Origin of the sequence: Hymenobacter translucens (genome assembly GCF_020685205.1) — a bacterium.
GTDB classification, from domain to species: domain Bacteria; phylum Bacteroidota; class Bacteroidia; order Cytophagales; family Hymenobacteraceae; genus Hymenobacter; species Hymenobacter translucens.
In genome coordinates, this window is the sequence record NZ_JAJERB010000001.1 from 119,181 (window position 1) to 134,070 (window position 14,890).

General features: G+C 60.3%; 14 protein-coding genes and 1 tRNA gene. 2 read left to right on the forward strand and 13 right to left on the reverse strand.

The genetic code is table 11. From position 1 onward, the window contains the following. Positions 1 to 41 precede the first annotated feature (41 nt). The 6 genes from trxB to LJY25_RS00475 form a co-directional block, all read right to left on the reverse strand. Positions 42 to 983 carry a thioredoxin-disulfide reductase gene (gene trxB, locus LJY25_RS00450; RefSeq protein ID WP_227606249.1) on the reverse strand — a complete coding sequence of 314 codons (942 nt, stop codon included), beginning with the start codon at positions 981 to 983 and terminating at the stop codon, positions 42 to 44. Between the two features lie 183 nt (positions 984 to 1,166). Further along, on the reverse strand, positions 1,167 to 2,030 hold the full coding sequence (locus LJY25_RS00455; RefSeq protein WP_022823752.1) for a sigma-70 family RNA polymerase sigma factor: 864 nt from the start codon (positions 2,028 to 2,030) through the stop codon (positions 1,167 to 1,169). 105 nt (positions 2,031 to 2,135) lie between these two features. Beyond that, positions 2,136 to 4,301 (reverse strand): polyribonucleotide nucleotidyltransferase, encoded by a 2,166-nt coding sequence (gene pnp / locus LJY25_RS00460; RefSeq protein WP_227606250.1) that lies wholly within the window; start codon positions 4,299 to 4,301, stop codon positions 2,136 to 2,138. Positions 4,302 to 4,484: 183 nt separating this feature from the next. After that, a complete protein-coding gene (gene rpsO, locus LJY25_RS00465) occupies positions 4,485 to 4,760 on the reverse strand; it encodes a 30S ribosomal protein S15 (RefSeq protein WP_227606251.1) in 276 nt (91 codons plus the stop codon). Between the two features lie 161 nt (positions 4,761 to 4,921). Continuing rightward, on the reverse strand, positions 4,922 to 6,355 hold the full coding sequence (locus tag LJY25_RS00470; RefSeq protein WP_227606252.1) for an LptF/LptG family permease: 1,434 nt from the start codon (positions 6,353 to 6,355) through the stop codon (positions 4,922 to 4,924). A 112-nt stretch (positions 6,356 to 6,467) separates the two neighbouring features. Beyond that, the gene (locus LJY25_RS00475; RefSeq protein WP_227606253.1) at positions 6,468 to 6,881 is read right to left on the reverse strand and encodes an START-like domain-containing protein; all 414 of its coding nucleotides are present in this window, start codon (positions 6,879 to 6,881) and stop codon (positions 6,468 to 6,470) included. Between the two features lie 132 nt (positions 6,882 to 7,013). Here LJY25_RS00475 and LJY25_RS00480 point away from each other — a divergent pair. Continuing rightward, positions 7,014 to 7,087: transfer RNA gene (locus LJY25_RS00480), tRNA-Met, on the forward strand. 69 nt (positions 7,088 to 7,156) lie between these two features. Here LJY25_RS00480 and LJY25_RS00485 read toward each other — a convergent pair. Next, the gene (locus tag LJY25_RS00485; RefSeq protein ID WP_227606254.1) at positions 7,157 to 8,017 is read right to left on the reverse strand and encodes a helix-turn-helix transcriptional regulator; all 861 of its coding nucleotides are present in this window, start codon (positions 8,015 to 8,017) and stop codon (positions 7,157 to 7,159) included. A gap of 615 nt (positions 8,018 to 8,632) precedes the next feature. Between LJY25_RS00485 and LJY25_RS00490 the strand changes: the two genes are divergently transcribed. Then, positions 8,633 to 8,971: an ASCH/PUA domain-containing protein gene (locus LJY25_RS00490; RefSeq protein ID WP_227606255.1), complete on the forward strand. Its 339-nt coding sequence runs from the start codon at positions 8,633 to 8,635 to the stop codon at positions 8,969 to 8,971. A gap of 78 nt (positions 8,972 to 9,049) precedes the next feature. Here LJY25_RS00490 and rplT read toward each other — a convergent pair whose 3' ends face one another. The 6 genes from rplT to LJY25_RS00520 form a co-directional block, all read right to left on the reverse strand. Next, entirely contained in the window at positions 9,050 to 9,394 is a 345-nt protein-coding gene (gene rplT / locus LJY25_RS00495) for a 50S ribosomal protein L20 (protein WP_227606256.1), read from the reverse strand. Between the two features lie 100 nt (positions 9,395 to 9,494). Beyond that, positions 9,495 to 9,689: a 50S ribosomal protein L35 gene (gene rpmI, locus LJY25_RS00500; protein WP_227606257.1), complete on the reverse strand. Its 195-nt coding sequence runs from the start codon at positions 9,687 to 9,689 to the stop codon at positions 9,495 to 9,497. 42 nt (positions 9,690 to 9,731) lie between these two features. Continuing rightward, on the reverse strand, positions 9,732 to 10,367 hold the full coding sequence (infC, locus tag LJY25_RS00505) for a translation initiation factor IF-3 (RefSeq protein WP_227606886.1): 636 nt from the start codon (positions 10,365 to 10,367) through the stop codon (positions 9,732 to 9,734). Between the two features lie 288 nt (positions 10,368 to 10,655). Continuing rightward, positions 10,656 to 12,599, reverse strand: a complete 1,944-nt coding sequence (gene thrS, locus LJY25_RS00510) for a threonine--tRNA ligase (protein WP_227606258.1) — start codon at positions 12,597 to 12,599, stop codon at positions 10,656 to 10,658. 114 nt (positions 12,600 to 12,713) lie between these two features. Next, on the reverse strand, positions 12,714 to 13,850 hold the full coding sequence (locus LJY25_RS00515) for a tetratricopeptide repeat protein (protein ID WP_227606259.1): 1,137 nt from the start codon (positions 13,848 to 13,850) through the stop codon (positions 12,714 to 12,716). Between the two features lie 71 nt (positions 13,851 to 13,921). Next, positions 13,922 to 14,797, reverse strand: coding sequence for a tetratricopeptide repeat protein (locus LJY25_RS00520; protein ID WP_227606260.1), 876 nt, complete (start codon positions 14,795 to 14,797; stop codon positions 13,922 to 13,924). Positions 14,798 to 14,890 lie beyond the last annotated feature (93 nt).

The following is a 14,890-nucleotide window of genomic DNA, read 5'->3' on the forward strand; positions in this document are numbered from 1 at the left end:
GGCCGCCGGCACATCCCTCATTCACGCATTCGCTTGCTCACCTAGTGGCCCAGCGCGGCGAGGTAGCGCTCCGCGTCGAGGGCAGCCATGCAGCCGGAGCCGGCGGCTGTCACGGCCTGGCGGTAGGTGTAGTCCTGCACGTCGCCGCAGGCAAACACGCCGTCGACGTTGGTGCGGGCCGTGCCGGGAATCGTTTTCAGGTAGCCCTGCTCGTCGTGGTGCAGGTAGGGCTGGAAGATCTTGGAGTTGGGCTCGTGCCCGATGGCCACGAAAAAGCCCTCAATCGGAATTTCGCGGGTTTCGTGGGTCAGCAGGTTTTTCACCCGCACACCTTCCACGCCGTGCTCCCCCAGGATTTCGTCGGTGGCCGTATTCCAGAGCACCTCGATCTTGGGGTTGTCGATAACCCGCTTCTGCATGATCTTGGAAGCGCGCATCTCGCCCTTGCGTACCAGCATGTACACCTTCGAGCACAGATTGGCCAGGTAAGTAGCCTCCTCGGCCGCGGTGTCGCCGGCCCCCACAATGGCGACGTCCTTGCCCCGGTAAAAGAATCCGTCGCATACGGCGCAGGCCGAAACGCCCGAGCCGTTCAGCCGGGCTTCCGACTCCAGCCCCAGCCACTTGGCCGACGCTCCCGTGGCAATAATGACGGTGTCGGCGGTCAGCTCAGTGCTTTCGTCGATGGTAACGCGGTGCGGGTGGCCCGAGAAGTCGACTGCTGTAGCCAAACCGTAGCGGATGTCGGTGCCAAAGCGGGCGGCCTGCTTTTTCAGGTCTTCCATCATCTCCGGACCCATGATGCCGTCGGGGTAACCAGGAAAGTTCTCCACGTCGTTGGTGATGGTCAGCTGACCGCCGGGCTGCAGGCCCTGGTACATGACGGGCTGCATGTTGGCCCGGGCCGCATAGATGGCCGCCGTATAGCCAGCCGGACCCGACCCGATAATCAGGCACTTTATGTGTTCAGGAGTGGTGCTCATGACAAGTAGAATACAGAAGTAAACCGCAAAGATAATTACCCGGCTGCTGCCAGGGCTATCTTTAGGCGGCAGGGTTGGAAAACGGTCCGGCAATGCGCCAAGGAATGACTCAGTCGGTGCCGGCCGGCAACAAAAAACCCCAACGGCAGGGCTGGGGTTTTTCAAAGTGGATAAGTAATGCCGTTATCCGAGGTAGGGCTTCAGGGCCTTGGAGCGCGAGGTGTGGCGCAGGCGGCGAATGGCCTTTTCCTTGATCTGGCGCACCCGCTCCCGGGTCAGGTTGAACTTCTCCCCGATTTCCTCCAGCGTCAGGGAATGCTCCCCGTTCAGGCCGAAGTAAAGGGTGATTACATCGGCTTCGCGCTTGGTGAGCGTACTCAGGGCGCGCTGCACCTCCTTGCGGAGCGAGTCGTTCATCAGGCCCGTATCGGGGCTTTCCTCGTCCTCGTTCTCCAGTACGTCAAGCAGGCGGTTTTCCTCACCCTGCACGAAGGGAGCATCCACCGATACGTGACGGCCCGAAATCTTGAGCGTGTCCACTACTTCCGAGGTGGTCAGCTCGAGCACTTCGGCAATTTCTTCGGGCGAGGGCTCCCGCTCGAACTTCTGCTCCAGCTCCGAAAACGACTTGCTGATTTTATTGAGCGAGCCTACGCGGTTCAGGGGCAGGCGCACGATGCGCGACTGCTCGGCCAGGGCCTGCAGGATGGACTGGCGAATCCACCAAACGGCGTAGGAAATGAATTTAAAGCCACGGGTTTCGTCGAAGCGCTTGGCGGCTTTGATCAGGCCAAGGTTGCCCTCGTTGATCAGGTCGCCGAGGGAGAGACCCTGGTTCTGGTACTGCTTGGCTACCGACACCACAAAGCGCAGGTTGGCCTTCGTCAGTTTCTCCAGTGCCTGCTGGTCACCTTCCTTGATGCGCTGCGCCAGCGTTACCTCCTCGTCGGGAGTGAGCAGGTCGACCTTGCCAATCTCCTGGAGGTATTTATCCAGCGACTGGCTTTCGCGGTTGGTGATCTGCTTGCTGATTTTAAGCTGTCTCATTGCGGGCGCGAAAGAGTTGTAATTCTGTAAAAATGATTTGGGTAGTGCCTTTTACGGGTACCGACCGAATGTTTCCAACGTGCCGGTACCCGCGAAAGTTCGCAACTACGCTTTGGCTTCGCCGTTTTCGGCGGGCGCCGACTGCGGCTTGGGCAGCAGCACCTTGCGCGAGAGGCGGTATTTGCCGGTCTTCTTGTCGATGTCCAGCAGCTTCACGTCGATTTCCTGACCTACCTCCAGCACGCCTTCGAGACTGTTGAGGCGCTCGTGGCCGACCTCCGAGATGTGGAGCAGGCCATCCTTGCCGGGCATGATCTCCACGAAGGCGCCGTAGGGCTGGATGCTGCGCACCTTGCCTTTGTAGGTTTCGCCTACTTCCGGCTGGGCCGCAATGGCTTTGATCCGGTCGATGGCAGCCTGCATGTCGGTCTGGTTGGCGGCGTAGATGCTCACGTGGCCTTTCTCGTCCTTCTCCTCGATGATCACCGTGGCGTTGGTGTCCTTCTGGATCTGCTGGATGACTTTGCCACCGGGTCCGATTACGGCGCCGATGTACTCTTTGTCGATCAGCATCTTGTGCGAGCGGGGCGTGTGGGGCTTCAGCTCGGCAGCCGGCTCGCTGATGGTCTTGGCCATCTCGCGCAGGATGTGGAGGCGGCCTTCGCGGGCCTGGTGCAGCGCAGCCGTCATGATCTCGCTGCTCAGCCCCTGGATTTTGATGTCCATCTGGCAAGCCACGATTCCCTTCTCGGTGCCGGTTACTTTAAAGTCCATGTCGCCGAGGTGGTCCTCGTCGCCCAGGATGTCGGACAGCACGGCGTACTCACCGGTTTCCTTGTCCTGCACCAGACCCATCGCGATGCCTGATACGGCAGCGCGCACCGGGATACCGGCATCCATCAGGGCCATCGAGCCGGCGCAGACGGTGGCCATCGACGAGGAGCCGTTCGACTCCAGGATGTCCGACACGATACGCACGGTGTAGGGGTTCTCATCGTCCGAAGGCATTACCTTCTTCAACGAGCGCAGCGCCAGGTTGCCGTGGCCGATTTCCCGGCGGCCCGGACCGCGGTTGGGCTTCACCTCACCGGTCGAGAAGGCCGGGAAGTTGTAGTGCAGCATGAACTTGCTGTAGCCCGACGTCATGGCCGTGTCGATGATCTGCTCGTCGAGCTTGGTGCCGAGGGCTACCGTGGTCAGCGACTGGGTTTCGCCGCGGGTAAACAAGGCCGAGCCGTGGGCGCCGGGCAGGTAGTTCACCTCGCTCCAGATGGGGCGGATTTCGGTGAGCTGACGACCGTCGAGGCGGGTACGCTCCTTGATCATCATGTCGCGGATGCCTTTCTTCTCGGCCGAGGCGTAGTAGCGGCTGAACATCTTCTGATCCAGCTCGGGATTCTCCTCGAGCAGCTGGGCCAGCAGGGGCTTCTTGATACCACCGAACGCTTCCTTGCGGCCGGCCTTGCTGGTGTTGCCCGACTTGGCGATGTCGTAGGCACCCTGGTAGACGGCTTCGGTGATGCGCTTCTTGAGCTCATCGTTTTCCTCGTACTTGGGGTACTCGCGCTTTACGTGGGACTTTTCCACGGCGGCGGCCAGCTCCTGCTGCACGCGCACCTGCTCCTTGATGGCTTCGTGCGCAAAGGCAATGGCTTCTACCATTTCCTCTTCGCTTACTTCGTTCATCTCGCCTTCCACCATGGCAATGGAGTCAGCGGTGGCACCTACGATCAGGTCGATGTCGGCACGGGCAATGTCGGCGGTGAGGGGGTTGATCTGCAGCTTGCCGTCGATGCGGGCTACGCGAACCTCAGAGATCGGGCCGGCGAAGGGAATATCGGAGATCGACAGGGCGGCCGAAGCGGCCAGGGCGGCCAGGGCATCGGGCTGCACGGTCTTATCGGCCGAAATCAGGGTAATCAGAACCTGTACTTCGTAGTGGTAGTCCTTGGGGAACATCGGCCGCAGGATGCGGTCCACGATGCGGCACACCAGAATTTCGTAGTCCGACAGGCGGCCTTCGCGGCGCTGGAACGAGCCGGGAATGTTGCCGGCGCCACCGAACTTCTCCTGGTAGTCCACCGACAAAGGCAGGAAGTCGACGTCACCGCGGGCGCTGGGCTGCGACACCACGGTAGCCAGCAGCATCGCGTCGCCGAGGCGCACGACAACGGCGCCGTCGGCAAACTTGGCGAGCTTACCGGTTTCCAGGGTGATCTGCCGGCCGTCGGGCAGGGTAATACTTTTGGTAATAGCGTTGTAATTAGCCATTGGAGTCGTTTGCTTGGGAAAGCATGCAGCAGGCCGAGCAGCCAAAAACGCCGGGGCCGCCCGTTGCGGTGGCGTTTGCTCTTGGTATTCTGAGAAACAGCGAAGCCGGGTAAAGAGGCCTACCCGGCAACACAAAAAAAGTAGGGAACCCTGCCAGAGGGCTCCCTACTTTGCGGAATGTGCTTACTTACGAATGCCCAGTTCCTTGATGATGGCGCGGTAGCGGTTGATTTCGCGGTGCTGCAGGTAGTTGAGCAGGCGGCGACGCTTACCAACCAGCTTGAGCAGGCCGAGGCGGGTCGAGAAGTCCTTTTTGTTGACTTTCAGGTGCTCGGTGAGGTGATTGATGCGGTGCGAGAACAGCGCGATTTGCGATTCGGCCGAACCGGTGTCGGTTGCGGTCTTGGCGAGGCTGTTCTTCTCGAAAATAGCCTGCTTTGCTTCGGTGGTAAGTTTCATCGGCAGATAGGTTTCCCCGTCTTTGATTAAGCGTGAAAAAAGAAATTTGTGAACGGCCCGCACTTCGAGCCGGGCGCAAAGGTAAGAATTATTTGCTCCGGTTGCATAGCCCGATCCGGGATTTATGCGAGAAATGCCTGCCCTACCCGGGCGCCTCCCTCCTACACCGTGCGCTGATAGCCGCGGAACGGCCAGCGGATCTTGGCCGGCAGGCGGTGCCAGAAGTCGGTTTCCAGCAGGCCGGAGTCGCGGCGGGCCTGGTTGAGGAAAAACAGCCCTGAGGGCAGCAGCGCCAGCGTGGAAAGCCACATGCCAATGCCCACCGGCATGACCGCTTCGCGGCCGTACTTCTCGCCGATGATGGACACCACGTAGTAAATGATGAAAAACAGAATCGACACCAGAATCGGCACGCCCAGGCCGCCTTTCTTGATAATAGCGCCCAGCGGGGCCCCGATCAGGAACATGAGCAGTACGGCAAAGGACTGGGTGTACTTGCGGAATATCTCGATGCGGAAGTTGCCGGTTTCCTTGGCCAGTCCGTTGAGCCGATCAGCGGTGGTGGTGGCGTAGGACTTGATGTTACGGGCCCGGTTGGTGGCCTGCTGCACCATTTGCAGCGTCAGGGCCGGCAGGAGCTGGGGCGGTACCTGAATGCCGGCCGTGCGCCGATTGGCCGCCTGCCCCGTGGTATCAAACCGCATAAACGTGTAGTACGGGTTGATCTGCGTCAGAAACTGCTTGCGCTCCAGGCTGAGCTTGTTATGCAGGGAATCGGTGAAGTTGTGTAGCTGTGGCAGGTTCAGCATCATCTTGTTTTCCTTGAACAGCTCCTGGGGCGTGCGGTCGAGGCTGAACGAGGCCAGGGAAAACGTAATCATGTTGCGGTCAAAGGCCTGGCGCACAAAGCTGGCCCCGGCCCGGTCGCGGGCGTCGGGCTGCTCGACGTAGCTCTGACCGTGAAACAGCTCCAGCCCCAGGTACTGCCCCCCGAAGCGGGTAAACATGCGGCCGGAGTCGGCCAGAATCACGGTGGCGCTGCCCCGGCCGTTGGTATGGTCGTAGATCATCACGTCCCGGAGCCGGTCCCCGTTCTCGCCCAGCTTCTTGCTGACCTTGATGGTGTAGCCGGGAATGCCGTTGTAGAACACGTTCTCGCGAATGTCGAGGGCCAGCTTTTGCTGGCGCACGTCCCAGAGCAGGCTGTAGGCCTTGAGGTTGGCCTTGGGCATGATGGTGTTGTTGAACCAGAACGCCACCCCGGCCAAAACCAGGCACACCAGCAGCACCGGGCTCAGAATGCGCAGCAGCGAAACGCCGGAGGTCTTGATGGCCGTCAGCTCGTGGTGCTCGCCCAGCTGCCCGTAGGTCATCAGCGTGGACAGCAGCACGGCCAGGGGCAGGGAAATCGGCACGATCAGCACGCTGAAGTAAAACAGCAGCTGGGTGATGACCTCCCAGCCCAGATCCTTGCCCACGAGGTCGTCGAGGTACTTGATCATCGACTGAATCAGCAGGATGAACTCCACCACCGCAAACGTGAGGAAGAACGGCCCGGCAAAGGCTTTTAGAATCAGCTTATCGAGTTTTTTCATGAGCGCAACAGAAACGAGTGGCCGGGAGCCAACCCGCAAAAAAAAGCAAAAGCTAAACGAAGGTAGTCCTCGTTTAGCTTCCGCTCCGGTTCTTCCGAACCAAAAAACTGGCTTAGGCGCCCATTAGTTCGCGCAGGCGCACAATCAGGCTGTCCCACATTTCCTGGAGCTCGATGTCGTCGGTTTCTTCGGAGTAGTCGGTCACCTTCAGGTAAACCTCCTGGGTGAGCTGGGACTCTTCAATCGTAAAGTCGAGGTAGTTGGCGTCGGAAACCGAGCGTTTGTTGGCATCGAGGAAAACGAAGCGCACCGAGCGGTTGGTCCGGTGGGAGCTGACTTCAGCGAAGTGGCTCTGGTTGTCCCAGATGAAGTTGAAGCGGTGGTCTTCGTCGAGGCGTACATCCTGGCAGAACCACTGACTCAGGCCCGAAGCCGAGGCCAGATACGGGTACAGAATCTTGGGCGAGGCGTTAACCGGGTATTCGACCGTAAAACGGTGCTTGGCGCGGGTAAGTGAAAGCGGCATAGGTGAGTAAAACAGAATCCAACATCAGTACCTCAACAATGAGTGGTACGCAGCCAAGATACATGGCTTTTTTTTCATGTAAGCCTTGCGGGGTGACAAATCTTGTACCTACCTTTGCGCCACCAAAAACCCGGCGGGGTAGCTCAGTTGGTTAGAGCACAGGATTCATAACCCTGAGGTCACGAGTTCAACTCTCGTCCCCGCTACACAGAAACGGCCTTCCTATCCTAGGAAGGCCGTTTTGGTTTAAAGTCAGACAGTTCCCCCAGTAAGCTTTAGACTACCAGCTCACTGCTTTTCTGCCGCCGGTATTCTGACGGGCTCTGCCCGATCAGCTTGCGAAAGGTTTTGTTGAAGTGCGACAGGTTGTTGAACCCGCTGGCGAAGCTGACGTCGGTGATGGAGGCGTCCCCGAGCAGCAGCAGGCAGGCCTGGCTGACCCGGTACTCCTGCAGAAACTCGGTCATCGTCTGCCCCGACATTTTCTTGAAGTAGCGGCAGAACGCGGGCACCGACAGGTTCGCCAGCTCGGCCAGCTCGGCAATGTCGATGGGCCGGCTGAAGTTGCGCTGCACAAACTGGTAGATCGTATTGAGCCGGTCCTTTTCCCGGCCCTGCACGCCCAGGCCGGCTCCACCGGCGTGGAGCGACTGGGCGTCGGGTGCCTGGGCCAGCTGCTGTAGCACCGAGAGCAGGCTAAGCAAACGCGGAAAGGCGGGTTGGGTGAGCATTTCGCGGAGCGTGGCTCCTACCGCCGCCCGCGTGTGCGGCCCGAACGACACGCCCTGGTGGGAACGGGCAAACAGCTGCTGCACGGCGGCCAGCTCCGGCAGTTGCCAGAATGCCTCGCCCATAAAGTCGGCGCGCAGCTGAAGCACGATCTGCTCGTAGGGGTTCTGACGCCCGTAGCTAAAGCTCAGGTGAGGCAGGTTGGGGCCGATAAAAACCAGCTCGCCTTCCTCGTAGCGGGCATTGTGCCGGCCGATGTGGCGCCGCCCGCCTCCGTCCGGGATGTACACCAGCTCATACTCGGGGTGGTAGTGCCAGAGCATGTGCACGCTTTCCACGTCGGTGCTGTGCAACAGGGTAAAGGAGCTGCCGGCCAGGGGCTGAATGGGCTCGAACTGAAGTTTCATACGGCTGATTCGTGGTTGTTACCGAATTACCCTTGAAAAGAAGGGTTTGGTTAATACAGCACCAGAAAAAGTAAATATACTTGTAGTTTGAGCGTGTAGCAGCCGGTAGCTTTGTAGTACATCGCCGGGTTGCCGATGACCAGCCCTGAACGTAGAGGCCGGTGAGCAGACCGCTTTGATTTTACAAGTCTGCATCTGACAGCAAATACTAAGGCCACCATCCCCGCGTTGGTTGGCAAACTAGCAGGCAGCGCCGTTGGGCAGCTGCCAAGGACTGAGCCCAAGGGCTCAGAATCGGCCCGGAGTTGGGTGGGAATTTTCTCCGGGTTCCGATTTCACTAAAAGCCGTTCCAGGTGGGGCGGCTTTTTTTGTGGACTTCAGTTTTTTGTGGCAGCCACTGAAAACGGTCTTTTTTCTAATATGCGAGTTAAAAACGAGGGCCATATTTTCTGGCACGCTGCACTTCATACGCTTTCCGGCACCAAAGCTTTCCTCCTTGGCAACCGGCTGATTTTCCAGCGGATGCCTGCGTAACGGCCCAGGGCAATCCAGAATAATTTATGCAAGAAAAATCGATATTGACTTACCTCACTGTATCAAAAACAACCTTCGTCATGAATCAGAACAGCCAGCCTATCATCTCCCAAACCACCGAAGCAGTTGTCGGCCGTACGCACGAGCTCAAGACCTGGCCAGCCTGCTTTGCGGCCGTCGAAACCGGAATCAAGCCCTTCGACGTACGCGAGGACGACCGCGGGTTTCAACGCGGCGACGCGCTGCTGCTGCGCGAGTACGAGCCCGATAGTGAACAGTACACCGGGCGCACCGTGGTGCGCTGGATCAGCTACATCCTGACAGGCGGCAGCTTTGGCGTGGAGCCGGGCTGGTGCGTACTGGGCTTTGGCGAACAGCCGCCCCTCCCACCGGGCATGGTCGATACCCGACTGTGGTAGCGGCAGTTATTCACTCCCCAAAACTAAAAAAGCGCTTGACCGGACTGGTCAAGCGCTTTTTTAGTTGAGCCGGGAAGACTACTTTGCCTTCTCCACGATGCCTTTGAAAGCTTCGGGGTGGTTCAGGGCCAGATCAGCCAGAACTTTACGGTTCAGGTCGATGCCAGCCTTCTTCAGGCCGCCCATCAGCTGGGAGTACGACAGGCCGTGCTCACGGGCACCGGCGTTGATACGCTGAATCCACAGGGCGCGGAACTCACGCTTCTTGGTTTTCCGGTCGCGGTAGGCGTAGAGAAGACCTTTCTCAACGGCGTTCTTGGCAACGGTCCAAACGTTTTTACGACGGCCGAAATAGCCTTTCGCCAAACGCATTACTTTTTTGCGACGGTGGCGCGAGGCCACGTTATTCACACTTCTTGGCATAACCTACTTGTTTTTGGCGGCCGGTGACATGTTGTCTTCGAAACCGGACGCCGGGTTGAAAAATTGGGAATCGGGGTTGCTTGATTGAGCAGTTATCCGATTAGATACCCAGCATATCCTTCACGCGGTTCATGTCCGCCGAGCTCACCAGGGTAGCGTGCGTCAGGTTACGCTTCTGCTTGGTGGTCTTCTTCGTGAGGATGTGTGATTTGAAGGCGTGCTTCCGCTTCACCTTGCCCGAGCCGGTGAGCGTGAACCGCTTCTTAGCACCGGATTTCGTCTTAACTTTTGGCATTGTGGTATGAATTGAGAAAAAAGAAAATGCAATGGGGATGCGCTATTCCTGGGCGTCCTTGCTTGCCGGAGCCGCCTCTTTGGCGGGCGCCGAAGCAGCCGGAGCAGGTTTGGGCTTAGCCGAAGCTACGGCCGCCACCTTGGGAGCCAGGTACAGGAACATGCGCTTGCCTTCAAGCTTGGGCAGCTGCTCTACCTTGGCCAGATCCTCGAGGGCTTGGGCAAACTTGAGCAGCAGAATCTCGCCCCGCTCCTTGAAGACGATCGAGCGGCCCACGAAGTGCACGTAGGCCTTGATCTTGGCGCCTTCCTTCAGGAATTCCTGAGCGTGCTTGAGCTTGAAGGCGAAGTCGTGCTCGTCGGTGTTGGGACCAAAACGAATTTCCTTCAGCACCACCTTCGTAGCCTTGGCTTTCATTTCGCGGGTCCGCTTCTTCTGCTCGTACTTAAATTTCGAGTAGTCGATGACGCGACAGACCGGGGGCACCGCCGTGGGGGAAATCTCCACGAGGTCGAGGTTCTGCTCCTGCGCCATGCGGCGGGCCTGCTCAACGGGGTAGATACCCTGCTCGACGTTTTCGCCGACCAGGCGCACCTCCCGGGCCGTAATCTTCTGGTTGATCTTAAACGGCTCTTCCACCTGCTGGCGGGGCACGTAGCGGCGATTCGGGGTTGCTATGGGTTGGTCCTCCTCCTAAAGTGAGCAAAAAGTAACTATTCCGGGGTAGTCGGCGACTGCAAGGATGCGGCTACCGGCTATCAGGGGGCGAATATCCGGCAAATTTCTGACATCTAAAAAAGAGGCTATATAAAATCTTACCGGGGAGCCCAAATACACGGCCAGCAGCCGAATAATTCCAACCCGTCCCGTGGCCTGGCAGAAAAGCCAAAAGCCAGGCGGCAGCACGGTTGCGCTGCTGCCTGGCTTTTGCTTACCAGTCGGATTGAAACGACGGGTGCCGGCTGGTTAAACGCCGGCCATTATCTCGTTGACCTGCTCCTGGAAGTTGCGGATAAAGGCGTCGATTGGCATCGAGCCCAGGTCGCCCTCGCCGTGCTTGCGCACCGACACGATGCCATTCTCCTGCTCTTTTTCGCCCACGATGAGCATGTAAGGCACCTTGGAGATTTCAGCATCCCGAATCTTGCGGCCGATTTTCTCGTCGCGGGAGTCCAGGTTGCCGCGGAGCTCGGCCTGCATCAGGCGGTCGTATACCTGCTGGGCATACTCCTGGTATTTCTCCGAGATGGGCAGCACCGCAAACTGCTCGGGCGAAAGCCACAGCGGGAAGTTACCGGCGCAGTGCTCGATCAGCACGGCCACGAAGCGCTCCAGCGAGCCGAAGGGGGCGCGGTGCAGCATCACCGGCCGCTGCCGGGAGTTGTCGGGGGCTACGTACTCCAGCTCGAACCGCTCGGGCAGGTTGTAGTCGACCTGAATGGTGCCGAGCTGCCACTTGCGGCCCAGCGCATCGCGGACCATGAAGTCGAGCTTGGGACCGTAGAAGGCGGCCTCGCCCAACTCGGTTACCGTGCGCAGGCCCCGCTCGGCGGCGGCTTCCTGAATGGCGGTTTCGGCCAGGTGCCAGTTTTCATCAGAGCCGATGTACTTGGCTTTGTTCTCCGGGTCACGCAGGGAAATCTGGGCCGTGTAGTCCTCAAACCCGAGCGAACTGAACACGTAGAGAACCAGATCAATAACCTTGATGAACTCACCCTTTACTTGATCAGGCCGGCAGAAGATGTGGGCGTCGTCCTGCGTAAAGCCGCGCACCCGGGTCAGGCCGTGGAGCTCCCCACTCTGCTCGTAGCGGTATACCGTGCCGAACTCGGCTAGCCGCAGGGGCAGGTCGCGGTACGAGCGGGGCTTGGTCTTGTAGATCTCGCAGTGGTGGGGGCAGTTCATCGGCTTGAGGAAGAACTCCTCGCCGGGGTTAGGCGTCTTGATTGGCTGAAACGAGTCGGCGCCGTACTTCTCGTAGTGGCCCGAGGTTACGTACAGCTCCTTGGAGCCGATGTGGGGCGTCACAACGGGCAGGTAGCCGGCTTTCACCTGCGCCTTGCGCATGAACTGCTCGAGTCGCTCGCGCAGGGCCGTACCCTTGGGCAGCCACAGGGGGAGCCCCGCTCCTACCTTCTCGGAAAAAGCAAACAGCTCCAGTTCCTTGCCCAGCTTGCGGTGGTCCCGGCGCTTGGCTTCCTCCAGCTTCTCGAGGTACTCGGTCAGCTCCTTGGCTTTGGGGAAGGTGATGCCGTAGATGCGCGTGAGCTGCTTGTTCTTCTCGTCGCCGCGCCAGTAGGCGCCGGCCACGTTCATCAGCTTCACGGCTTTAATCGTGCTGGTGTCGGGAATGTGGGGCCCGCGGCAGAGGTCGGTGAAGTCGCCTTGGGTGTAGAACGTGATGGAACCGTCCTCCAGTCGCTCCAGCAGGTCAAGCTTGTAGGGGTCGTTTTTCTCGGTGAAGTAGGCAATGGCATCCGCCTTCGACACGTCTTTCCGCACAAACTCGCTTTTCTTCCGGGCCAGCTCCAGCATCTTCTTCTCGATGTCGGGAAAATTCTCGGTGGAGATGGTGCGGCCCTCGCCCAGGTCGATGTCGTAGTAGAAGCCGTTTTCGATGCTGGGACCGATGCCCAGCTTCACGCCGGGGTACAGGGCTTCGAGGGCTTCGGCCATCAGGTGGGCCGAGGAGTGCCAGAAGGTGGCTTTGCCGGCCTCGTCGTTCCAGGTCAGGATTTCGAGGCTGGCACTCTGGTCGATGGGCCGGTGCAGGTCGCGGACCTCACCGTTGACGCGGACGCCGAGGGCGTTGCGGGCGAGGCCTTCACTGATACTGGCGGCGACGTCGTAGCCCGTAGCGCCATCTACAAACTGGCGCACGGAGCCGTCGGGAAGCGTGATGTCAATCATGTGGTAAGGGAAAAGTAGCTATACAAACAGCGTGAGCCTGCAAGTTAGCAGCTTAGCCCGGAACGGGCAGCATGGGGCCGCATTTCCCCTTTTCACATCGCTCCCATCGGCGGGCTACCTCACGGTAGGGGCCGGCTGCGCTGAGGCTGAGGGCTGAATGGGAGCGGCCGGAGCAAAGCGCGGCAGCCGGGCCCGGGTGGTGTCGGGCTGAAGCAGGCGCACCCGCTCCCCTACCTTCCAGACCTTGAAGGTGTAGCGGCGGTTTCCCGGATTTTCGACGACCAGCTGGCGGTACTGCGCCAGGGCTGCGGGCAGCTGCCCCTGGCTTTCGTAGCTCTCGGCGAGCATTTCGCGGGCCTGGGGCAGGCGTGGCGCCCGGCGCACGGCCCGGCGCAGTGGCGAAATGGCCGCCGCGTACCGGCGCTGCTGAAAGTACCAGAGCCCGATGCGGTAGTCGGCCCGGTACAGGGTGGAATCGAGGGCGGCAGCCCGTACGTAGCTGCGAAAGGCGCTGTCGGGCTGGCCCTGGAGCTCGAACTGGCGGCCATAGTCGTACCAAAGCGCCCCGCTGCGGGGCGCCAGCTTCAGGCCCCGGGCAGCATACTGGGCAGCGTCGGCGGGCAGACGGTAGGCATTTGACAGAAACGCGAGCTGGTGCAGAACTTCCGGCTGGTGCGGGTCCCGGGCCAGGCTGGCCCGCAGGTAATCAAGCGCCTGCACCGTGTCCTGGAGCGAGCTGTAGGCTATTCCCTTGTAAAACAGCGCTGCCGTGTGGTTGGGGTCCTGCTGCAGAGTCCGGTCAAGGTAGTCGAGGGCCGTCTGGTAATGGCGGGCAGCCAGGTGGGTTTCGCCCAGCAGCAGAGTCAGGTCCGGCGAGGAATAACCACGGCGGGCCGCCTCCGCCGCCGCTTTCAGCGTGGACTGCAGGCGGTTCTGGGCGCGCAGGGCCCGGGCCTTGGTGAAGTAGAACTCGCCTTCGGTGTCATCGAGGCTGATGGCCTTGTCGATATCCTGGAGGGCTTCGTTTACCTGGTCGGCCGCCAGCCGGAAAGCAGCCCGGCGGGCGTAGAGGGCGCCGTTGCCGGGCTGGCGGGTAATGGCCCCATCGAGCTCATCAGCCTGCACCTGGGGCCCGCTTTTAACCGTGGTCAGGTTTACCATCACATCGGGCTGTTCGGGGGTGCTGCCACCGCAGCCAGCCAGTCCGGGGAAAAGCAGCGCAGAGGAGAGCAGGAGAGCAGGCAGACGCACGGGCAGGAGTTTGGGAAAAGGTAAGCTCTCAAAGATACGGGGTAATCAGGGCCCGCCCCGCTCCCCGCGCGTTAGTTGAGCCGACTGTGCTTGCGGGACAACACCTCCAGCAGCTTGTGGCAGCGGCGGCTGACTTCCATTTCCTCCGTGGTAGCGGGCATCAGGGTACTGGCCTTGAGCAGCACGGCAATGGCTTTGTCGAGCTCGTGCTGGGCCTGGTAGACCCGGGCCAGGTCGTAGCAGAAGCCAATGCGGGTGGGTTCGAGCTCCTGCGCCATGAGCAGCGCTTCCACGGCCTTTTCGGTGCTGGCCCCGCCCGGGCGACCATGCAGGAAGAAGTGGCTGAACACCTTCTCAAATACATTGTAGTGGTCGACGCGGAAGTGCCAGCGGCCGAGCAGCTGCCAGGCATCGGCCCACGTGGGGCAGCGCTCCACGGCCAGGCTGATGTAGGGCTTCATTTCCTTGTAAGCCAGCAGCCGGCCCCGGGCCGTGAGCAACGGCGCTTCGCTGATAATGGCCAGGGCGGTAGCGTAGTTGCTTTCGCCCCCGTAGGGGTGCAAACCCAGGGCGCGGTCGGCGTACGAGCGGGCTGAGGCAAAGTAGGTGCCTTTGCGCGTCTCGTCGGTGTAGCGGCTGCCGATGCGGACGCTGAGCACGGCAGCCTGCCAGAGGGCTTCGTAGTTTTCCTCCTTGCCCAGCACCTGCTCAAACAGCGCCAGGGCTTCCGAGTCGCGGTAGCGCTTCTGGGCGCTGTGGGCTTCGGCCAGCAGGCGCACTACTTCCGGGTTCGGCTGAGCGCCGGGAGCCGGTACCGGGGCCTTGCGGGGCTTGGCTTTGGCCGCCGGCTGGGCTTTCGGGCGGGGTCGCTGCGCAAGGGCCGTCGTGCTGCCCAGGCCGAGCAGCAACAAAAACAGGTAAACCAGATGAAGAAGGCGCAGCGGCATCAAACCCAGGGTAAACACGGCCCCAAAGCTCCGCCTTTTCTTGCTTACCTGAAACAGGCCGAACCGGGGATGCTAAAGCCGAAAAAGCCCCGG

Bases quoted from the DNA above. Each gene is read 5' to 3' on its own strand.
- trxB (WP_227606249.1), bottom strand. From the start codon at position 983: ATGAGCACCACTCCTGAACACATAAAGTGCCTGATTATCGGGTCGGGT.
- LJY25_RS00455 (WP_022823752.1), bottom strand. From the start codon at position 2,030: ATGAGACAGCTTAAAATCAGCAAGCAGATCACCAACCGCGAAAGCCAG.
- pnp (WP_227606250.1), bottom strand. From the start codon at position 4,301: ATGGCTAATTACAACGCTATTACCAAAAGTATTACCCTGCCCGACGGC.
- rpsO (WP_227606251.1), bottom strand. From the start codon at position 4,760: ATGAAACTTACCACCGAAGCAAAGCAGGCTATTTTCGAGAAGAACAGC.
- LJY25_RS00470 (WP_227606252.1), bottom strand. From the start codon at position 6,355: ATGAAAAAACTCGATAAGCTGATTCTAAAAGCCTTTGCCGGGCCGTTC.
- LJY25_RS00475 (WP_227606253.1), bottom strand. From the start codon at position 6,881: ATGCCGCTTTCACTTACCCGCGCCAAGCACCGTTTTACGGTCGAATAC.
- LJY25_RS00485 (WP_227606254.1), bottom strand. From the start codon at position 8,017: ATGAAACTTCAGTTCGAGCCCATTCAGCCCCTGGCCGGCAGCTCCTTT.
- LJY25_RS00490 (WP_227606255.1), top strand. From the start codon at position 8,633: ATGAATCAGAACAGCCAGCCTATCATCTCCCAAACCACCGAAGCAGTT.
- rplT (WP_227606256.1), bottom strand. From the start codon at position 9,394: ATGCCAAGAAGTGTGAATAACGTGGCCTCGCGCCACCGTCGCAAAAAA.
- rpmI (WP_227606257.1), bottom strand. From the start codon at position 9,689: ATGCCAAAAGTTAAGACGAAATCCGGTGCTAAGAAGCGGTTCACGCTC.
- thrS (WP_227606258.1), bottom strand. From the start codon at position 12,599: ATGATTGACATCACGCTTCCCGACGGCTCCGTGCGCCAGTTTGTAGAT.
- LJY25_RS00520 (WP_227606260.1), bottom strand. From the start codon at position 14,797: ATGCCGCTGCGCCTTCTTCATCTGGTTTACCTGTTTTTGTTGCTGCTC.